This window comes from Enterobacter sp. UPMP701, assembly GCF_053709515.1.
Map to the genome: position 1 here is coordinate 597,956 of NZ_JBSKJN010000002.1, position 18,049 is coordinate 616,004.

The following is an 18,049-nucleotide window of genomic DNA, read 5'->3' on the forward strand; positions in this document are numbered from 1 at the left end:
GGTTACTCCTTTTCCTGCTGTTCAGGCTTCAACGTACGAATCAGCCAGATCAGCAAACCGATAATGAAAAACGCGCTGGGGGCCAGCAGGAACAGGCCGTTCGGCAGATACCAGCCGCCGTTCTGTACCGTATCCAGCACCGGAATGCCAAACAGCTTGCCGCTGCCAATAAGCTCGCGCAGGAAACCGACCGTCAGCAGGATCACACCGTAACCCAGGCCGTTGCCGATACCGTCCATAAAGCTCGCCAGCGGCGGCATTTTCATGGCGTAGGCTTCTGCGCGGCCCATCACGATACAGTTGGTGATGATCAGCCCGACAAACACCGAAAGCTGCTTCGAGGTTTCGTAGGCGAAAGCGCGCAGCAGCTGATCGACCACGATCACCAGCGAGGCGATGATCGCCATCTGCACGATGATCCTCACGCTGTTGGGGATGTGGTGGCGGATCATGGAGATAAACATGCTGGAAAACGCCGTAACCAGCGTTACCGCCAGCGTCATCACTACCGCCGTTTCCAGCTTGGTCGTTACCGCCAGAGCTGAACAGACGCCCAGCACCTGCAGCGTTATCGGGTTATTGGCTAAAAGTGGACCAATCAGCACCTTTTTAACTTCTTTCAGTTCGCCCGTATCAGCCATTGTTCAGCGCTCCTTCACGTACATTTTTCAGGAAGGGACCAAAGCCCAGTTCACCCATCCAGAAATCAAAACTGTGCTGCACCCCGTTAGAGGTGAGCGTGGCGCCGGAAAGGCCGTCAACGGCGAATTCATCCCCGGCACGCGCGCCCCCTTTCACCACCTTCAGTGCAGGCTGACCGTTGTCGTTGAGCACTTTTTTACCGACAAACTGCGCACGCCAGTTAGGGTTTTCCACTTCGCCACCCAGCCCCGGCGTTTCGCCCTGATCGTAATAAGTAATGCCTTTGACCGTGCGGCCATCGGTATCCAGTGCCACAAAGGCGTACATCATTGACCACAAGCCGTTGCCGTAGATGGGCAAAACCACTTCCTGCACGCGCTTTTGCTCGTCACGCACCAGGTAAATCTCCGCGATGTTGCTGCGGCGCTTAATACCTGCCGGATCCTGCGAGGCGTCAAGCGCGGTGCTCATCTGCGGATCTTTCAGCGCCAGCGCCTGGTTGTATTTCGCCGGGTCTTTATCCATCAGCTCGCCGGTTTTTAAATCCACCAGCCGTGCGGTAATGCGTTCAGCAAACACGGCCGCGACGTCGTCCTTCGTCATGCCTTCCTGCATCAGCCCGGCTACGGCCAGGATGTTGCGCTGTTTATCCAGCGCGCGCTGTTCCTGCTGCAGCGGTTTCAACCCTACGGCAGAACCGGCAACCACGATGGAACAAACCAGACACAGTACCAAAACCACCAGCAGCGTTTTGCTGATGCTGTCGTTATTTTTAACCTCAGCCACGCGCCTTCCTCCGCTTAATGTTAGCGCGCACGACCAGGTAGTCGAACAGCGGCGCAAACAGGTTGGCAAACAGAATGGCCAACATCATCCCTTCCGGATAGGCCGGGTTGACCACGCGAATCAGTACACACATCACCCCAATGAGCGCGCCGTAACACCATTTACCTCTGTCGGTAAACGAGGCCGAGACGGGATCGGTGGCCATGAACATCATGCCAAACGCAAAGCCTCCCAGCACAAGGTGCCAGTACCACGGCATGGAAAACATCGGGTTCGTGTTTGAACCAATGAGATTGAACAGCGTGGCGGTAAGCACCATGCCGAGCATAACGCCCGCGACGATCCGCCATGAGGCTACGCGGCCAAAGAGAATGATGGCCCCGCCGATCAAAATCATCAGGGTAGATACTTCGCCAATGGAGCCCGGAATGTTGCCAATAAATGCATCAAACCAGGTCACCGGTTGGCCGGTCGCATTGTTCACCAGCGTTTCACCGCCGCCAGCCGCCCACTGTGAAAGCGGCGTCGCGCCGGAGAAACCGTCCGCAGCCGTCCACACCAGATCACCTGAGATTTGCGCCGGGTAAGCAAAGAACAGGAACGCACGCCCCGCCAGCGCCGGGTTGAGGAAGTTACGTCCGGTTCCGCCGAAGATCTCTTTGGCAATCACCACGCCAAAGCTGATCCCCATCGCCGCCTGCCAGAGCGGCAGCGTTGGCGGAACAATCAGCGCAAACAGAATGGAGGTAACAAAGAAGCCTTCGTTGATCTCGTGTTTGCGGATGATGGCGAACAGCACTTCCCAGAAGCCGCCCACGATAAAGACGGTCATGTAAATCGGCAGGAAGAAGACTGCGCCCAGCGTCATCATGCTGACCCAGCCAGCATCAGCGGCAAAGCTGACGCCCAGCGACTGTGCCAGACGATAGTGCCAGTCAGACTGAATCACCTGCGCCAGCTGCTGCGCATCGTAGAGATGATGCAGGGCAGGAATGGTCTGCAGACCGACGTTGTACATGCCCCAGAACATCGCCGGGAAGACGGCAAACCACACCAGAATCATCATTCGCTTCAGATCGATGGCATCGCGAACGTGCGCCGCGCCTTTCGTCACCAGACCTGGCGTGTAGAAAATGGTGGTCGTCGCTTCATACAGCGGGTAGTACTTTTTGAGCTTCCCTTCGGTGAAGTGCGGCTCAAATTTTTCAAAGAGATGTTTTAAACCCATGGTTATCCTTCCTGCTCAATGCGGGTTAACACCTCGCGCAATACGGGTCCATATTCGTATTTACCTGGACACACATAGGTACAAAGCGCCAGATCTTCTTCGTCCAGCTCCAGACAACCGAGCGCCTGCGCGCCATCGGTATCGCCGGCCAGGAGATCGCGCAACAGCACGGTAGGCAGAATATCCAGCGGCATCACGCGCTCGTAGTTGCCAATTGGCACCATTGCGCGCTCTCCGCCGTTCGTGCTGGTGGAGAAGTTAAACAGTTTATGACGCAGGAAATGGCCCAGCGTGGTGCGGGTGACCGAGAATTTTTCCGCGCCGGGCAGCACCCAGCCGAACAGTTCTTTTTCACGCCCTTCCTGCACAATGCTGACCTGCAAATGGAAACGTCCCAGGTACGCGTGCGCGCCAACGGCATGGCGGCCACTGAGTACCGAACCGGAAATCAGGCGGTTTTCACCCTCTTTCGTTTCCCCGACGAGCAGTTCATTCATGTCTGCTCCCAGAAGCGTTTTCACCAGGCGCGGGTTTGCCGCCTGCGGCCCACCGATAGCGATGGTCCGTTCAGCGCAGAGCACACCAGTGGTGAAGAGCTTACCGATGGCAATGACATCCTGATAGTTAAGATGCCAGACCTGTTTTGTCAGGCTCACCGGCTCAAGGAAATGGATGTGCGTCCCGACCAGCCCCGCTGGATGCGGGCCGGCGAATTCATTAAACGTGACCTGCCCCAGCGGATGTCCACCAAGCTTCCCGCCGCCAGCCTGGCACACGTGCACTTTTCCAGGGGTCAGACGCGTTAAAACGCTCAGACCGGCATCAAAATCTTTGCGCTGCGCCAGAATAACAGGCTGCGGATCCGCGCTGAGCGGGTTGGTGTCGATGGCCGTAACGAAAATGGCGACCGGCGCGGTATCAGGAACAGGAGATTTGCTGAAAGGGCGCGTGCGGAGCGCCGTCCACAAACCGGATGCCAGCAGTTGAGCCTGCACGGCTTCGCGGCTAAGCGACGCGAGTTCCGCTACTTCATAATGCGCGAACTCACGCTGTTCATCGCCTTCAATGCGGATTACCACCGACTGCAGCACGCGTCGCTCGCCACGATTGATCGCGACGACGGTGCCGCTGGCGGGTGCGGTGAACATGACGCCGGGATTTTTTTTGTCTTCAAAGAGCGCTTGCCCTTTAATAACGCGATCGCCCTCTTGTACCAGCATTGAAGGCCGCATTCCCAGATAATCGTCACCTAATATAGCGACATGACGGACGCTTGCACCTGACGAGACGTGCTGCTCAGGCACGCCTGCAATCGGCAAATCAAGTCCTTTTTTTATTTTAAACATGTGGTTAGCAGGTTTCCATAAACAACAATCCAGTGGACGCGAAGTGTAACATTTTCCCCTTCTGACGGGCAGGTAATCCAGCTTCGAGCGCGCCAAATTGCGAGCTATTACGCAAAGTTCCTGGAGCCAGCGCGATTTTGATGGTTTATAAAGTAAAACTAATTTGTAAACTCACCGCCCGGCTCTTGCGAAAATCTATAGCGGTGCTAATGTGAGCGCTCCTAACAGAATAATCTGATTTCGGGTCTCTTTTGCCGTCCTGGCAAGTTGGTCATGGTTTTATCAAGGAACTAGTAGTATGCGTAAAATCGCATTGTTCATTGCGATGCTTCTGATTCCGTGCATGTCGTTTGCCGGGCTGCTCAGCAGCAACAGCTCCACGACGCCGATCAGCAAAGAATATAAACAGCAGTTAATGGGATCCCCGGTTTATATTCAGATCTTCAAGGAAGAGCGCACGCTCGATCTGTATGTCAAAATGGGCGAAACATATCAGCTGCTTGATAGCTACAAGATTTGTAACTATTCCGGCGGGCTGGGTCCGAAACAGCGTCAGGGCGATTTCAAAAGCCCGGAAGGTTTTTACAACGTTCAGCGTAGCCAGCTCAAACCCGACAGCCGTTTCTATAAAGCCATTAACATTGGTTTCCCGAACGCCTATGACCGTGCTCACGGCTATGAAGGTAAATACCTGATGATCCACGGCGCCTGCGTGTCTGTCGGCTGTTATGCGATGACCGACGCCGGTATTGATGAGATTTTCCAGTTTGTAACGGGCGCGCTGGTGTTTGGGCAGCCTAACGTTCAGGTCAGCATCTATCCGTTCCGCATGACCGATGCCAATATGGCGCGCCATAAGTACTCTTACTACGCCGATTTCTGGAAACAGCTGAAGCCAGGTTATGACTACTTTGAGCAGACCCACAAGCCGCCGGTAGTCTCTATCGTCGATGGGCGTTACGTGGTCAGCAAACCGCTGAGCCACGAAGTCGTCCACCCGCAGCTGGCGTCAAATTACACGGTCCCCGAGACAAAATAGCACCCACTCGCCTGGCATGATCTTCTGCCAGGCTTCGTTGCCCGTCAGCGGCTGCGTCGCAATGACTGTGACCACATCGTTCGGTGTGGTCTCTTTCTGAAAGTCTATCTCCACATCCTGATCGAGCAGCTTTGCCACCCCAAACGGCGCGCGGCGGGTGATCCAGAACAGGTTCGTCGAGCAGAACGCCATCACGTAACGCCCGTCAGACAGCAGCATATTAAACACGCCTTTTTCACGCAGCTCTGATGCCAGCGAAGCGATGTATTTAAACACGGCGGCCATATTGCCGGGCGTGCGGGGATAGCGCTCCGTCAGCTTATGAAGCAGCCAGCAGAACGCTTTCTCACTGTCCGTTTCACCGACCGGACGGAAGTTGCCCGTCTCCAGTGATTTATAGCCCGTAAGCTGCCCGTTATGTGCGTAGGTCCAGTTACGGCCCCACAGTTCGCGGGTAAACGGATGGGTATTTTCCAGCGCCACTTCGCCGCGGTTTGCCTGGCGGATGTGGGCGATCACCGAACAGGATTTAATGGGGTAATCCTGCACCAGTTTGGCAATCGGTGAGTTAAAGCTGGGCTGTGGATCTTTGAACGTGCGACACCCTTTGCCTTCGTAGAAGGTGATGCCCCAGCCGTCTTTATGCGGCCCGGTTCCTCCACCGCGCTGAACCAGCCCGGTGAAACTAAAGCAGATATCGGTTGGCACATTGGCGCTCATCCCGAGCAGTTCGCACATATATCACCTCCACAACAGCGGGGGACACAGGGATCCCCCAGCGAAGTCTTACTTAACCATCTCTTTTTCGATCAGTTGGATCAGGATGTGGATCACTTTGATATGAATTTCCTGAACGCGGTCTGCATAGCCAAAGTGCGGAACGCGAATTTCGATATCCGCCGTACCGTCCATCTTACCGCCATCTTTGCCGGTCAGGGTGATGACCTTCATCCCTTTTTCACGCGCGGCGGCGATCGCTTTGATCACGTTAGCGGAGTTACCGGAGGTAGAGATACCGAGCAGCACATCGCCTTCACGGCCTACCGCTTCAACGTAGCGGGAGAAGATATGGTCGTAACCGAAGTCGTTGCCTACGCAGGAGATGTGGCTCACGTCGGAAATCGCAATCGCCGGGTAGCCCGGGCGGTTTTCACGGTAGCGTCCGGTCAGCTCTTCGGCGAAGTGCATGGCGTCGCAGTGGGAGCCGCCGTTACCGCAGGAGAGCACTTTGCCACCGGCTTTGAAACTGTCGGCCAGCAGGACCGCCGCGCGCTGAATAGCGTGAATATTGGCATCATCTTTCAGAAAGTTCGCCAGCGTTTCCGCCGCTTCGTTCAGTTCGTTACGAATAAGATCCTGGTACATGAGGATAATCCTTCAGTATTGATGAAATAACACAGTGGAGTGTACCGGATAGCGGGAAAAGCGAGAAGCTAAAGCCATGCGAATCATCCGGCGTTTTGATTTTTTGTGCCGGCTAAAACGCGAACAATGTGAACCAGGTTGTAATTATTTTGTAAACACATTGCTAAAGGAATTCACATCAACTACAACCATATCATCACAAGTGGTCAGACCTCCTACAAGCAAGGGAGCTTTTCTTTATGATGATTTTGAGCATTCTCGCAACCGTTGTACTGCTCGGTGTGCTGTTCTATCACCGCGTAAGTTTATTCCTGAGCAGTCTGATTCTTCTGGCCTGGACGGCTGCGCTTGGCGTCGCAGGGCTCTGGAATATCTGGCTTTTAGTCCCGCTTGCCATCATTCTTCTGCCCTTTAACCTGGCTCCGATGCGTAAGGCGATGATCTCCGCGCCGGTTTTTAAAGGCTTCCGCAAAGTGATGCCGCCAATGTCGCGCACCGAGAAAGAAGCAATTGATGCGGGCACCACCTGGTGGGAAGGCGACCTGTTCCAGGGCAACCCGGACTGGAAAAAGCTGCACAACTATCCGCAGCCGCGCCTGACCGCTGAAGAACAGGCCTTTATTGACGGCCCGGTGGAAGAAGCGTGCCGCATGGCGAACGACTTTGCTATCACCCACGAAATGGCCGACCTGCCGCCGGAGCTGTGGGCGTACCTGAAAGAGCATCGCTTCTTCGCGATGATCATTAAGAAAGAGTACGGCGGTCTTGAGTTTTCCGCTTACGCTCAGGCTCGCGTGCTGCAAAAGCTGGCGGGCGTCTCCGGGATCCTGGCGATTACCGTCGGCGTGCCGAACTCCTTAGGCCCGGGCGAACTGCTGCAGCACTACGGTACCGAAGAGCAGAAAGATCACTATCTGCCGCGTCTGGCACGCGGTCAGGAAATCCCGTGCTTCGCGCTGACCAGCCCGGAAGCAGGTTCTGATGCAGGCGCCATCCCGGATACCGGCGTGGTCTGCATGGGCGAGTGGCAGGGCCAGCAGGTGCTGGGCATGCGCCTGACCTGGAACAAACGCTATATCACCCTGGCGCCTATCGCCACCGTGCTCGGTCTGGCCTTTAAGCTCTCTGATCCGGAAAAACTGCTGGGCGGTGAAGAAGATCTGGGCATTACCTGTGCGCTGATCCCAACGTCTACCCCAGGCGTTGAAATTGGTCGCCGCCACTTCCCGCTGAACGTGCCGTTCCAGAACGGTCCGACCCGAGGCCAGGATATCTTTGTGCCGATTGACTACATCATCGGTGGCCCAAAAATGGCCGGTCAGGGCTGGCGTATGCTGGTGGAATGCCTGTCGGTGGGCCGAGGTATTACCCTGCCGTCGAACTCAACCGGCGGTCTGAAGTCGGTAGCGATGGGGATTGGTGCATACGCCCACATCCGCCGTCAGTTCAAAATCTCCATCGGCAAGATGGAAGGTATCGAAGAGCCGCTGGCGCGTATCGCGGGCAACGCCTACGTGATGGATGCCGCTGCGTCGCTGATTACCTACGGCATCATGCTGGGCGAAAAACCCGCCGTGCTGTCCGCGATTGTGAAGTACCACTGTACCCACCGCGCGCAGCAGTCGATCATTGACGCGATGGATATCGCGGGCGGTAAAGGCATTATGCTCGGCGAAGGCAACTTCCTGGCGCGCGGCTATCAGGGCGCACCGATTGCCATCACCGTGGAAGGGGCGAACATCCTGACCCGCAGTATGATGATCTTCGGCCAGGGGGCGATTCGCTGCCATCCATATGTGCTGGAAGAGATGGCCGCCGCGCAGAATAACGACGTGGATGCCTTCGACAAGCTGCTGTTCAAACATATTGGTCACGTGGGCAGCAACAAGGTGCGCAGCTTCTGGCTGGGCCTGACGCGCGGTCTTACCAGCGCGACGCCAACCGGCGATGCGACCAAACGTTACTACCAGCATCTGAACCGTCTGAGCGCCAACCTGGCTCTGCTGTCGGATGTTTCCATGGCGGTTCTGGGCGGTAGCCTGAAGCGTCGCGAGCGTATCTCTGCCCGTCTGGGGGATGTGCTGAGCCAGATCTTCCTGGCCTCGGCGGTGCTGAAACGCTACGACGACGAAGGCCGTCAGGAAGCAGATCTGCCGCTGGTCCACTGGGGCGTGCAGGATGCGATGTATCAGGCAGAACAGGCGATTGACGACCTGCTGGCCAACTTCCCGAACCGCTTTGTCGCAGGCGCTCTGCGCGCGGTGATCTTCCCGACCGGTCGTCACCACCTGGCCCCGTCCGACAAGCTGGATCACAAGGTCGCGAAGATCCTGCAGGTACCGAGCGCAACCCGCTCCCGTATCGGCCGCGGTCAGTATCTTGAGCCGACGCCGCATAACCCGGTGGGTCTGCTGGAAGAGGCGCTGCTGGACGTGATGGCCGCAGACCCGATTCACCAGAAGATCTGCAAACAGCTGGGCAAAAACCTGCCGTTTACCCGTCTGGATGAACTGGCGAAACAGGCGCTGGCCGGTGGCATTATCAACAAAGATGAAGCCGCGCTGCTGGTGAAAGCCGAAGAGAGCCGTCTGCGCAGCATTAACGTGGATGATTTCGAACCGGAAGAGCTGGCGACGCAGCCGGTAAAGCTGCCGGAGAAGCACCGCAAACCTGAAGCGGCATAACGCGTTTCGCTTTGACAAACCCCGCCCCGCGCGGGGTTTTTTATTGCCACATTTTCTCGTAATGACGTGCTACAGTGTCAAAAAGCGGTCGTTTGAGGAGCCTGTATCGTGCCTGGTCTTAAGATTTCGATTTTGCAGCAGCCTTTAGTGTGGATGGATGGTCCTGCCAACCTGCGCCACTTTGATCGTCAACTGGAAGAGATTACCGGGCGAGATGTGATTGTCCTGCCGGAGATGTTCACCACCGGCTTCGCCATGGAAGCGGCAAAACAGTCGATGCCGCAGGAGGAAGTGGTCGCCTGGATGCATGCCAAAGCGCAGGAGACCAACGCGCTGGTTGCCGGTAGCGCCGCGCTGCAGACGGAGCGCGGGCCGGTAAACCGCTTCCTGCTGGTTGAGCCGGAAGGAAAAGTGCACTTCTACGATAAGCGCCACCTGTTCCGCATGGCGGATGAGCATCATCACTATGAAGCGGGTAACGAGCGCGTGGTGTTTGAATGGCGCGGCTGGCGTATTTTGCCGCTGGTCTGCTACGACCTGCGCTTCCCGGTGTGGTCGCGCAACCGCAACGATTACGACCTGGCGCTGTATGTTGCCAACTGGCCTGCGCCGCGTTCGCTGCACTGGCAGGCGCTGCTGGTGGCGCGCGCCATTGAGAACCAGGCCTACGTGGTGGGCTGTAACCGTGTCGGAACGGACGGCAACGGGCATCACTACCGCGGCGATAGCCGGGTGGTGAATCCGCAGGGCGAGATTATTGCCACCGCCGAGCCGCATCAGGCCACGCGCATTGATGCGGAGCTATCGTTAACGGCGCTGAAGGAGTATCGGGAGAAATTTCCGGCCTGGCAGGATGCGGATCCGTTTAGCATTGGATGAAAAAAGCCGGGTGGCGGCTACGCCTTACCCGGCCTACAAATGTTGATCGCGTCTTTTAACTCACCAACGCCTGCCCGTCTTTACGGCTTTCCGTCGCGGCCACGTAGTGCCCTTCCGGCAGACGGTAGATCACCTGCGCACCGCCGAAGTTGTAATCCTGGAGCGGATCTTCCACCACGATCTGATGCCCGCGCTCGCGCAGCGCGGCGATAGTATTGCGATCGAACGTCGATTCAACGATCACCTCCCTGCCCTGCACCACGCGCCAGCGCGGGGCGTCAATCGCCGCCTGCGGGTTTTGCCCGTGCAGCATAATGCGCAGCGCCATCTGCATGTGCCCCTGCGCCTGCATCGGGCCGCCCATCACGCCGAAGGACATCAGCGGCTTGCCGTTACCGTCCATCGCAAAGCCTGGAATGATGGTGTGGAACGGGCGCTTGCTGCCCGCCAGCGCGTTCGGGTGCTCAGGATCCAGCACAAAACCGCAGCCCCGGTTTTGCAGGCTGATGCCGGTGTCCGGCACGACGATCCCGGAACCAAAGCCCATATAGTTGGACTGAATGAACGAGACCATCATCCCGCTGGCGTCGGCGGTGCTGATGTAGACCGTGCCGCTCTGCGTCGGGGAACCGTAAACGAAGTCTGAGGCACTGTCGTGGTTGATAAGCGCCGCGCGCGATTTCAGATAATGGTCGCTCAGCAGCTCTTTCGCCGCGAACGCCATATGGTCTTCATCCGCCACGTAGCGGTCGAGATCCGCCAGCGCCAGCTTCATCGCCTCGATGGAGAGATGCAGAGACTGCACAGAGTCCGGATGATGCTTCTCAATACCGCACTGCTCCAGAATGCCGAGCGCAATCAGCGTGGCGATCCCCTGACCGTTTGGCGGCAGCTCCTGCACCGAGCCGCCCGCGAAGTCGCGCGACAGCAGGTCAACCCAGTCCACACGGTGGTTTGCCAGATCTTCAGCCGTCAGGTGCGCACCGTGCTCTTTGGCGAAGGCGGCAATTTTCTGCGCCAGCTCGCCGCGGTAAAAGGCTTCGCCGTTGGTGCGGGCAATCAGCTCCAGCGAGTTGGCCTGCGCCGGGTTACGAAAGATTTCTCCCACGCGCGGCGCGCGGCCTTCCGGCGCGAAGCAGGCGCTAAAGCCCGGCTGATCTTTCAGCTTGCTATAGCCGCGCTGCCAGAGATGGCCAATCAGCGGGGAGACCGGGAAACCGTTGCGCGCATAGTCAATGGCGGGCTGCGCCAGCGTGGTCAGCGGCAGCGTGCCGAAGCGTTCCGCCAGCGCGACCCAGCCGGATACCGCCCCCGGCACGGTCACCGCGTCCCAGCCGATTTCCGGCACCGCGGTTTTACCGGCAAACAGATCCGCATGCCAGCTGGCTGGTGAGCGGCCGGACGCATTCAGGCCGTGCAGCTTTTCACCGTCCCATACGATGGCAAAGGCGTCGCTGCCGATCCCGTTACCGGTCGGCTCAACCACCGTCAGCGCCATCGCGGTAGCAATGGCCGCATCAACGGCATTGCCGCCCAGCTGCAGCATCTTCATCCCTGCCTGCGCCGCCAAAGGTTGAGAGGTCGCAACGGCGTTATGGCCCATCATCGGCGGGCGGCGTGAAGCGTAACCGAACGTAAAATCAAGCGCTTTGGTCATCATGACTCCTTAGTCGTGGCGCGGATCGAGCGCGTCGCGCAGCCCGTCGCCAAGTAAATTAAAGCCCTGCACGGCGAGGAAAATTGCCACGCCGGGGAAAACGGACATCCACGGCGCCTGCTCAAGAAACCCTTTCGCGGTATTGAGCATGGAGCCCCAGGACGGATTCGGCGGCTGCTGTCCCAGCCCCAAAAACGACAGGCTGGCTTCGGCGATAATCGCCGAGGCAATCGCCAGCGTGGCCTGCACGAGGATCGGTGACATTACGTTTGGCAGAACGTATTTAATGATGATCCAGCGATCCGGCAGGCCTATCGCCCGCGCGCCGTCGATGTACTCTTCGTTGCGAATGGCGATCACCTGCCCGCGCGTCAGGCGGGCGAAGATCGGCATCGCCGAAAGACCGATGGCGATCATCGCGTTAGTCAGGCTCGGGCCCAAAAATGCCCCCAGCGCGATCGCCATGATCAGGAACGGACAGGCCAGCAGCGCCTCGATAAACCGCGAGATTACCCCGTCCCACATCTTCTGGAAGTAACCCGCCACCAGCCCCAGCGGCACGCCGATGACCACCGCGATAACGACCGACATACAGCCCGCCATCAGCGAGGTGCGCGCCCCCCAGATAATGCGGGATAAAATGTCGCGCCCCAGCTCGTCGGTGCCGAACCAGTACATCGCCGACGGCGCTTTGCGCACCGCCAGGAAGTTGGCTTTGACCGGGTCGAAGGGGGCGATCCACGGCGCCAGCAGCGCCACCAGTACAAAAAAGCCCACCACCACCGCGCCGATCACCGCGCTTTTGTTGCCGAGGAATTTCTTCAGCACCCGGTTCTGCGCGCGCGGAAGCGCAGGCGTAACGGTTTGCGTCGTCAGTTCCGCCATGGTTAACCTCGCATTTTCGGGTTGATAAGGACGTAAAGCACGTCGGCCAGCAGGTTGAGCATCAGGAAGCCAATCGCCACGATCAGCACCACGCCCTGCACCACCGCGTAGTCACGGTTAAATACCGAATCGACGATCATCTTGCCAAAGCCCGGAATGGTGAAGACCTGCTCGGTCAGCACCGCGCCGCCCAGCAGCTCGCCGAACAGCAGCGTGGTGAGAGTGATCACCGGCACCAGCGCGTTGCGAAAAGCGTGCTTTAAAATCACCGCTTTCGGCAGCAGCCCTTTCGCCCGCGCGGTGCGGATGTAGTCCGCTTTCAGAACCGCAATCATCGACGCGCGGGTATGGCGCATTAGCGTCGCCGCCAGACCCGTGCCGAGCACGGACGCGGGCAGCAGCAGCGTGCGCAGGTTCTGGATCGGATCTTCACTGAACGGCACGTAGCCGGATGCGGGCAGCCATTGCAGGTTCACCGAGAAGACCAGAATCAGCAGGATCCCCAGCCAGAAGTGCGGGATCGAGATCCCCGAGATCGCCACGAAGTTCGCCCCGTGATCGACCCAGCTGTTTTTGTTCACCGCCGCGAGGATCCCCATGCTGATGCCAAACACCAGCGCGATAATCATCGCCAGCAGGGACAGCTCCAGCGTGACCGGCAGCTTGCTGGCGATCAGCTGCGTCACCGGTTCATGCGTGCGTAAGGAGACGCCCAGATCGCCCTGCAGCGCCCGCGTCAGCCAGTGGAAATACTGCACTGGGATGGGCGCATCCAGGTTCAGCTCCGCGCGCAGCTGGGCGATGACCGCCGGATCGCGCTCCTCGCCGGCCATCGCGATCAGCGGGTCGCCGGGCAGCAGCTTTTGCAGCCCGAACACCATCATGCTCACCAGCAATAGCGTCGGGACAGCCAGCAGCAGACGTTTGCAAATCAGTTCCAGCATGGGTTCTCCTCAGGACGTTTATTTCGTCAGCGTCAAACCCGCCAGACGCACGATGCCGTCCGGGTAAGGCTTAAAGCCCTGCACGCGCTTGTTCAGGCCAAAAATGCGCGGCTCGAAGTAGAGGTAGGCAATCGGCATGTCGATTTGCAGCTGCTTCACTACTTTGTCGTACAGCGGCTGGCGTGCGGCCTGGTCGGTGCTCTGGCGCGCCTGCGTCAGCCACTCGTCGACCTGTGCGTTGCTGTAGCGGCCGTCGTTCAGGGTGCCGTTGCTGTGGATAAATCCGTAAATGCTGCCGTCCGGATCGGGGCGTCCCGACCAGCCGGAGAAGCTCAGCTGGTAGTCACCGCTCTGCTGGCGGTCCAGCAGCGTGGCGAATTCGGTCATCTGCAGGTTCAGGGTAAAGCCCGCCTCGGCGACCATTGCCTGCAGCACCTGTCCCACCTGCTGCGAGGTTGGGTTGTTCGGCACCAGCAGGTTGACGGTCAGCGGCGTGGTCACACCGGCGGCTTTGAGCAGCGCTTTGGCTTTATCAACGTCGCGCGGCGGAACCGGCAGGTTAACGTGATACGGGCTCACCGTCGAAAACGCCTGGTTTGCCGGGGTATAGAGGCCTTCGAAGACCACCTGGTTTAACGCCTCACGGTCGATGGCCTGAGAAAACGCCTCGCGCACACGAGCGTCCTTGAACGGATCGTTCGCCGGTACCTTGCCGTTGTTGATATTGAAGGTGATCCCCTGATAGCCCAGGCCGGTGACCTTCGCCAGCGCCAGCTTGCTGTCGGCTTCGACGGTTTTGACGTCGCTGGCGGCAATGCCCTCGGTCAGGTCTAGATCGCCCGCGCGCAGGTTCGCGAGGCGCACGGAGGCATCCGGGATCGGAAGATAGATGATTTTGTCGAAGTGATAGGCGTCTTTGTTCCAGTATTTGTCGAAACGGGTCAGAACGATGCGGTCCTGTGACACGCGGCTGTCGAATTTGTACGGCCCTGAACAGACGGGATGGGCGGCAAAGTCAGGCTTTTTCGCCGCTTCGGGCGCCATCATCGCGCCCGCGCGGTCGGTGAGCTGCATCAGCAGCGCGGCATCGGGCGTTTTCAGATGCAGCGCAACCTGCATCGGGCCGGTAACCTCGACCGATTCAACGGAGGAGATCTCGCTTTTACGCAGGGAGCCTTTGAGGGTCAGGGCGCGGTCGAGGTTGTATTTTGCCGCGGCGGCATCGAATTTCTCACCGTCGTGGAAGGTCACACCTTCGCGCAGATCCATAGTCAGCGTTTTGCCATCTTCGCTCCAGGCCCAGGATTTTGCCAGACCCGGCACTACTTTCAGGTGCTCGTCGACGTCCACCAGCCTGTCGCACAGGGAGGCAAACACGAAACGTCCATAGTAGGTGCGCGCCAGATGCGGGTCGAGCATATCCGGGTCAGCGCCCAGGCCGATCCGCAGCACGCTTTCAGAATGGGCGGGCAGCGCCGCGCCAAGCAACATAACACTTCCCAGTACGGTCAAAAGAGAATTACGCATTGTCATTATCATGAGTTCCTTGAAGGAAGGGACGAGTGAGTGGCCGCGTGTTCAAACAGCGCGCGGCGGCGCAGAAAAGCGGCGGATGGCGGTGCGATCTGGATAACGCTGCGATCGCGGTTGATCTCCTGCCAGCGGTGGCAGGCAACCTGACGGCCGCCGTCAAGCACCTGGTTAATCGGCTCGATCTGGCGGCATTCATCGGTCACGTACGGGCAGCGGGTGTGGAAGCGACAGCCGGAAGGCGGGCTCGCCGGGTTCGGCAGATCCCCCTGCAGCAATGGCGCGTCGCGTTCAACACCCGGCTGCATCTGCGGCGCCGAGGCGATCAGCGCCTGGGTGTAAGGGTGCAGCGGTGCGTCAAAGATTTCGTCCACGGTGGCAAGCTCAACGATTTGCCCAAGGTACATCACCGCCACGCGGTCGCTCATATGGCGGATCACCGCCAGACCATGGGCGACGATCACCATCGTCAGCCCCAGCTGGTGCTTCAGGCTTTCCAGCAGGTTGACCACCTGCGCCTGAACAGAGACGTCCAGCGCCGATACCGGCTCATCCCCCAGCAGCAGCTTCGGTCCCGAGGCCAGCGCGCGCGCAATGCCGATGCGCTGACGCTGTCCGCCGGAAAATTCGTGCGGGTAGCGCCCTGCCCAGGCGGCAGGCAGACCAACGGTTTTCAGGAGTTCGGCAACGCGATACTGACGATCCGCTTTCTTCATGTTCTGATGCAGCCACAGCGGCTCGCCGACGATCTGCTCAACCGTCATGCGCGGGTTCAGCGAGGCGAAGGGATCCTGAAAGATAATCTGCAGCTCTCGCCGGAGCTGGTTCAGACGGGCGCCCGAGGCGTCGGTGATCTCCTCACCCTGGTAAAACACGCGCCCCTCGCTGGCGGCCAGCAGGCGCAGCAGCAGACGGCCAAGGGTGGATTTCCCGGAACCGGATTCGCCAACAATCGCCAGCGTCTCGCCCGGCATGACGGCAAGCGAAACGCGATCGACCGCCGTGACAAACCGCGCCGGGGAGAAGAGTTTTTTCGGGCCAGGGAAGCGCTTGCTCAGATCGCGGGCTTCAAGAATGGGCGTGGTCATGCGGTCTCTCCCAGGGAAATGTGGTGTTCGAGCGGCACGCGGAAGCAGGCGACCTGATGGCCCGCGCCGAGCGTGTTCAGATGCGGTTTTTCATCATGGCAGCGCGCCTGCGCAAACGGGCAGCGCGTCGCGAAACGGCAGCCTTTCGGCATGGATTCCGGGAGAGGAACCGATCCGGGAATGGTGGAAAGCTGGCCTTTACGTGCGCCCAGAGAAGGGATCGAGCCCATCAGGCCGATGGTATACGGGTGCTGCGGGTCGGCAAATATCGCTTCGACGCTCCCCTGCTCCACCACCTGTCCCGCGTACATCACGGCGACCTGCTGCGCCACTTCTGCCACCACGCCTAAATCGTGAGTGATCATCAGGACCGCCGTGCCGGTTTCCTCTTTTAAGGTGTTCAGCAGGGTCAGGATTTGCGCCTGGATGGTGACGTCGAGCGCGGTGGTCGGCTCATCGGCAATCAGCAGTTTGGGATGGTTAATCAGGGCCATGGCAATCATCACGCGCTGGCGCATGCCGCCGGAAAGCTGATGCGGATATGCCTTAAGACGCATCTCTGCCGCCGGGATCTGCACCTTCTCCAGGATCTGCAGCGCGACCGTCATCGCCTCTGCACGCGAGACGTTCTGGTGTCGCATAACCGCTTCACTAAGCTGGTCCCCGAGCGTAAACGCCGGATTGAGCGAGGTCATCGGCTCCTGGAATATCATCGCCAGCTCGCTGCCGCGCAGATCGGCATATTCGCGCGGCGAGAGCTTACGCAGATCGTGACGGCGAAACTGCATCTCGCCGCTAACAATCTGCGCGCTGGCGGGCAGTAAACCCATCAGCGCCAGTGAGGTGATACTTTTCCCACAGCCGGACTCCCCCACCAGCGCCAGCGTTTCGCCCGCTTTGACCGTCAGGGAAATGCCGTCAAGTACGCTCACCGGCGAGCCGGAAAACCTGACGTTGAGATTATTCAGCCGCAGTACTGGCGTGGAATCCTTAAACAGGATCGTCGTCATAGCGTGAAGTCATCCTCAAGGTGGATCGCCTGAATCAGGGCGTTTTGCAGGCTGAGCAGGTGCTCGCGCATGGCAGCCGCGGCTTCATTAGGCTGGCGATGGATAATCGCGGACATGATCTTGTGATGGTGGTCGTTATAGCTGTCGACACGTTCGGGCGTGCGGGCCAGCTCGCGCAGGTGCTGCCAGCCGGGTTCACGCCGCACGGCATCAATGGCATCAAAGAGGCCGAGCATCAGGCGGTTGCCCGCAGCCTCCGCAATGGCGCGGTGAAAGGCGCTATCCCAAAGTTCGTTGAGATCGCGGTCGTCCGGGCTGACCTTATCGATGCGTTCCAGCATGCGCTGCATGAGCGCGAGGTTTTCCCTGGTGGCACGCAGTGCCGCAAGCCGGGCTAAGCCGGGTTCGAGCTGTAGACGAGCTTCCATCACTTCCAGCAGGTTGGTCTGCTGAACCAGTCCCTGAAGGGCCAGCGGTTCAACCGGGGCAGCCGGGCCAATAAAGGTGCCTTTGCCCTGCTTGCGCCAGATTCGCCCTTCTTCTTCCAGCACGTCCAGCGCGCGACGAACTTCGCGTCGTCCTACGCCGAGTGTTGCCGACAGCTCACGTTCCGTGGGCAGCGGAGTGCCTGGTGTTGACTCATGCTGGTTGATTAGCCCGCGCAACTGCTCAAGCGCGATACTGGAATTGGCCAGAAACCGTGACGGCTTTTCCATATTGGTTCGCTCGCTATCATCATTATTTTGTTTTTATTTACGATAAGTTATTGATATGGAATGAAGCTTACCGTGCTAATGATTAAGCAATAACCGAACCAATACGTTATTGGTTCATGAACTTTTATGAACAAGACGGGTAAGCGAATGATTTTCCGGTAATTATTTTTACAACCGGACACAATCTGGAGAGCGGCGCAAAGATGATGAGACGAAAGAATGCACAATTTAAGTGCAAATAACGCACTAA

General features: G+C 58.6%; 16 protein-coding genes. 3 read left to right on the forward strand and 13 right to left on the reverse strand.

Going from position 1 to position 18,049, the window contains the following annotated elements:
* Positions 1–2 precede the first annotated feature (2 nt).
* From ACWKXT_RS08555 to ACWKXT_RS08570, 4 genes are read right to left on the reverse strand one after another with little or no spacing between them, the layout of a single operon-like run.
* A complete protein-coding gene (locus ACWKXT_RS08555) occupies positions 3–641 on the reverse strand; it encodes an NADH:ubiquinone reductase (Na(+)-transporting) subunit D (protein ID WP_003863219.1) in 639 nt (212 codons plus the stop codon).
* Positions 634–1,428, reverse strand: a complete 795-nt coding sequence (locus ACWKXT_RS08560; RefSeq protein ID WP_454532200.1) for a Na(+)-translocating NADH-quinone reductase subunit C — start codon at positions 1,426–1,428, stop codon at positions 634–636. The genes ACWKXT_RS08555 and ACWKXT_RS08560 overlap by 8 nt, the downstream gene beginning before the upstream one ends.
* Positions 1,421–2,656: an NADH:ubiquinone reductase (Na(+)-transporting) subunit B gene (locus ACWKXT_RS08565; RefSeq protein ID WP_454528099.1), complete on the reverse strand. Its 1,236-nt coding sequence runs from the start codon at positions 2,654–2,656 to the stop codon at positions 1,421–1,423. The genes ACWKXT_RS08560 and ACWKXT_RS08565 overlap by 8 nt, the downstream gene beginning before the upstream one ends.
* Positions 2,657–2,658: 2 nt before the next feature.
* Positions 2,659–4,002 (reverse strand): Na(+)-translocating NADH-quinone reductase subunit A, encoded by a 1,344-nt coding sequence (locus tag ACWKXT_RS08570; protein WP_454528100.1) that lies wholly within the window; start codon positions 4,000–4,002, stop codon positions 2,659–2,661.
* Between the two features lie 298 nt (positions 4,003–4,300).
* On the opposite strand from ACWKXT_RS08570, the gene dpaA reads away from it, so the two are divergent.
* Positions 4,301–5,041 (forward strand): peptidoglycan meso-diaminopimelic acid protein amidase, encoded by a 741-nt coding sequence (gene dpaA, locus ACWKXT_RS08575; protein ID WP_454528101.1) that lies wholly within the window; start codon positions 4,301–4,303, stop codon positions 5,039–5,041.
* On the opposite strand, the gene ACWKXT_RS08580 is transcribed toward dpaA, so the two are convergent.
* Both ACWKXT_RS08580 and lpcA read right to left on the reverse strand, forming a co-directional pair.
* The gene (locus ACWKXT_RS08580) at positions 5,012–5,779 is read right to left on the reverse strand and encodes a class II glutamine amidotransferase (RefSeq protein ID WP_080328125.1); all 768 of its coding nucleotides are present in this window, start codon (positions 5,777–5,779) and stop codon (positions 5,012–5,014) included. The two genes, dpaA and ACWKXT_RS08580, sit on opposite strands and share 30 nt — an antisense overlap.
* Positions 5,780–5,827: 48 nt before the next feature.
* Positions 5,828–6,406 carry a D-sedoheptulose 7-phosphate isomerase gene (lpcA, locus tag ACWKXT_RS08585; protein ID WP_003863232.1) on the reverse strand — a complete coding sequence of 193 codons (579 nt, stop codon included), beginning with the start codon at positions 6,404–6,406 and terminating at the stop codon, positions 5,828–5,830.
* 239 nt (positions 6,407–6,645) lie between these two features.
* On the opposite strand from lpcA, the gene fadE reads away from it, so the two are divergent.
* Both fadE and ACWKXT_RS08595 read left to right on the forward strand, forming a co-directional pair.
* Positions 6,646–9,090: an acyl-CoA dehydrogenase FadE gene (gene fadE / locus ACWKXT_RS08590; protein WP_454528102.1), complete on the forward strand. Its 2,445-nt coding sequence runs from the start codon at positions 6,646–6,648 to the stop codon at positions 9,088–9,090.
* A gap of 108 nt (positions 9,091–9,198) precedes the next feature.
* Positions 9,199–9,969 (forward strand): amidohydrolase, encoded by a 771-nt coding sequence (locus ACWKXT_RS08595; RefSeq protein ID WP_454528103.1) that lies wholly within the window; start codon positions 9,199–9,201, stop codon positions 9,967–9,969.
* Between the two features lie 55 nt (positions 9,970–10,024).
* On the opposite strand, the gene ACWKXT_RS08600 is transcribed toward ACWKXT_RS08595, so the two are convergent.
* Genes ACWKXT_RS08600 through ACWKXT_RS08630 form a run of 7 tightly spaced genes read right to left on the reverse strand, consistent with a single transcriptional unit; the run spans position 10,025 to position 17,799 of the window.
* Positions 10,025–11,626, reverse strand: coding sequence for a gamma-glutamyltransferase family protein (locus tag ACWKXT_RS08600; RefSeq protein WP_454532201.1), 1,602 nt, complete (start codon positions 11,624–11,626; stop codon positions 10,025–10,027).
* A 9-nt stretch (positions 11,627–11,635) separates the two neighbouring features.
* Positions 11,636–12,511 carry an ABC transporter permease gene (locus tag ACWKXT_RS08605; RefSeq protein ID WP_032639545.1) on the reverse strand — a complete coding sequence of 292 codons (876 nt, stop codon included), beginning with the start codon at positions 12,509–12,511 and terminating at the stop codon, positions 11,636–11,638.
* A 2-nt stretch (positions 12,512–12,513) separates the two neighbouring features.
* Complete coding sequence (locus ACWKXT_RS08610; protein ID WP_015571382.1) at positions 12,514–13,455, reverse strand: ABC transporter permease; 942 nt, start codon at positions 13,453–13,455, stop codon at positions 12,514–12,516.
* 18 nt (positions 13,456–13,473) lie between these two features.
* The gene (locus ACWKXT_RS08615; RefSeq protein ID WP_454532202.1) at positions 13,474–14,988 is read right to left on the reverse strand and encodes an ABC transporter substrate-binding protein; all 1,515 of its coding nucleotides are present in this window, start codon (positions 14,986–14,988) and stop codon (positions 13,474–13,476) included.
* Positions 14,989–14,990: 2 nt separating this feature from the next.
* A complete protein-coding gene (locus tag ACWKXT_RS08620; protein WP_454532203.1) occupies positions 14,991–16,073 on the reverse strand; it encodes an ABC transporter ATP-binding protein in 1,083 nt (360 codons plus the stop codon).
* Positions 16,070–17,083, reverse strand: a complete 1,014-nt coding sequence (locus ACWKXT_RS08625; RefSeq protein WP_454532204.1) for an ABC transporter ATP-binding protein — start codon at positions 17,081–17,083, stop codon at positions 16,070–16,072. The genes ACWKXT_RS08620 and ACWKXT_RS08625 overlap by 4 nt, the downstream gene beginning before the upstream one ends.
* Positions 17,080–17,799, reverse strand: a complete 720-nt coding sequence (locus tag ACWKXT_RS08630) for a FadR/GntR family transcriptional regulator (RefSeq protein ID WP_454532205.1) — start codon at positions 17,797–17,799, stop codon at positions 17,080–17,082. Before ACWKXT_RS08630 ends, ACWKXT_RS08625 begins: the two co-directional genes overlap by 4 nt.
* Positions 17,800–18,049 lie beyond the last annotated feature (250 nt).

Bases quoted from the DNA above. Each gene is read 5' to 3' on its own strand.
- ACWKXT_RS08620 (WP_454532203.1), bottom strand. From the start codon at position 16,073: ATGACCACGCCCATTCTTGAAGCCCGCGATCTGAGCAAGCGCTTCCCT.
- ACWKXT_RS08570 (WP_454528100.1), bottom strand. From the start codon at position 4,002: ATGTTTAAAATAAAAAAAGGACTTGATTTGCCGATTGCAGGCGTGCCT.
- ACWKXT_RS08610 (WP_015571382.1), bottom strand. From the start codon at position 13,455: ATGCTGGAACTGATTTGCAAACGTCTGCTGCTGGCTGTCCCGACGCTA.
- ACWKXT_RS08555 (WP_003863219.1), bottom strand. From the start codon at position 641: ATGGCTGATACGGGCGAACTGAAAGAAGTTAAAAAGGTGCTGATTGGT.
- ACWKXT_RS08625 (WP_454532204.1), bottom strand. From the start codon at position 17,083: ATGACGACGATCCTGTTTAAGGATTCCACGCCAGTACTGCGGCTGAAT.
- ACWKXT_RS08605 (WP_032639545.1), bottom strand. From the start codon at position 12,511: ATGGCGGAACTGACGACGCAAACCGTTACGCCTGCGCTTCCGCGCGCG.
- fadE (WP_454528102.1), top strand. From the start codon at position 6,646: ATGATGATTTTGAGCATTCTCGCAACCGTTGTACTGCTCGGTGTGCTG.
- ACWKXT_RS08630 (WP_454532205.1), bottom strand. From the start codon at position 17,799: ATGGAAAAGCCGTCACGGTTTCTGGCCAATTCCAGTATCGCGCTTGAG.
- ACWKXT_RS08600 (WP_454532201.1), bottom strand. From the start codon at position 11,626: ATGACCAAAGCGCTTGATTTTACGTTCGGTTACGCTTCACGCCGCCCG.
- dpaA (WP_454528101.1), top strand. From the start codon at position 4,301: ATGCGTAAAATCGCATTGTTCATTGCGATGCTTCTGATTCCGTGCATG.
- lpcA (WP_003863232.1), bottom strand. From the start codon at position 6,406: ATGTACCAGGATCTTATTCGTAACGAACTGAACGAAGCGGCGGAAACG.
- ACWKXT_RS08580 (WP_080328125.1), bottom strand. From the start codon at position 5,779: ATGTGCGAACTGCTCGGGATGAGCGCCAATGTGCCAACCGATATCTGC.
- ACWKXT_RS08615 (WP_454532202.1), bottom strand. From the start codon at position 14,988: ATGACAATGCGTAATTCTCTTTTGACCGTACTGGGAAGTGTTATGTTG.
- ACWKXT_RS08565 (WP_454528099.1), bottom strand. From the start codon at position 2,656: ATGGGTTTAAAACATCTCTTTGAAAAATTTGAGCCGCACTTCACCGAA.